Genomic DNA, 1,015 nt, shown 5'->3' with positions numbered 1-1,015 from the left:
TGGAATGATGTTCTCTTTGTTCTGCATCATTATTTGCATATAAATAAACTCTTGGGGACAACTGTTGTCTCCAAAAGAATCTTTGCTGTCTTTTACCGCTATCCCCTCCAAAACATCTTTGATATGCAATGCGTTGAAAGGGTATTTCGCCGACGTTAACACTTAAATCGACACGGTGGTCGCCTTGCGGCAAAACTTGACCGACTTATTAAATCTCCTCACATTATCTAAAATCGGAAAATATTGAGAACCTATATTCCATTTTTCCGTATCAAAATATACTCCTTCAAGAACCCAACATCCCCTGCAATCCACAGTAGCGCCTTTTGGTGTGCCGGGGCACTCATCCTGATAGTCATATACGCCATCACCATCCGTATCCAATGGGCAACCATCGGCATCAACCTTGACGCCTTTCGGGGTATCAGGACATTTATCTAAAGAGTCGAATACACCATCGCCGTCCGTATCAATGTCTTCTTCAGCTTTTTCAACAACAGAGGGTGTTTCTTTTACTTTACTGACAGGTTCAATTTTGGGTTTTTCCTTTTCAATTCCGAATAAACAGGACAAGCCTATTGTACATAATAAATTATTCTGGGAATTATCCTTTCCAATAGATCCATAAGGAAGAACATGTCTTACATCCCCACGTAATGCTATAGTGTCTGTAATAAAGTATTTTAAGCCGGCTCCGTAATTAAATAAAAAATCGTTTGAAGCACTTCCATATTTTGGATTTAAAGTAATCCCACCCAAACCTGCCGCAACATAAGGCACGAGTTTGCCAAAGTTTGGTATGCTATATAAATAATCCAATTTATAAAGATAACCACGAACGTATCCGTCAATATCTTTGCGCTCCGAATTAATATAAGTGGTTTAGAAAATATAAGCTGAACATTTAGCATAATGGCCTTGGTTTTATTTTATAATTCCACTCTCCATGGAAACCATCCCTCTCGATAGCAATCTTTCGGAGTTCTTCATCAGAGACTTTGATGCCGGTCTTGTA

The 1,015-nt window shown here is 39.0% G+C and carries 2 protein-coding genes; both read right to left on the bottom strand.

Going from position 1 to position 1,015, the window contains the following annotated elements; genetic code table 11:
* Positions 1–162: 162 nt before the first annotated feature.
* Positions 163–852: a thrombospondin type 3 repeat-containing protein gene (locus tag VXK47_RS02490; protein WP_435547193.1), complete on the bottom strand. Its 690-nt coding sequence runs from the start codon at positions 850–852 to the stop codon at positions 163–165.
* A gap of 52 nt (positions 853–904) precedes the next feature.
* Positions 905–1,015: ISAzo13-like element transposase-related protein (locus VXK47_RS02485; protein WP_435547192.1), on the bottom strand; the 111-nt coding region annotated here is incomplete at its 5' end.

This window comes from Desulfobacterium sp. N47 (genome assembly GCF_051233685.1).
Classification (GTDB): Bacteria; Desulfobacterota; Desulfobacteria; order Desulfobacterales; family RPRI01; genus RPRI01.
The sequence above is the reverse complement of the archived record's forward strand: the minus strand, read 5'-3'. Positions and strand labels throughout refer to the sequence as shown.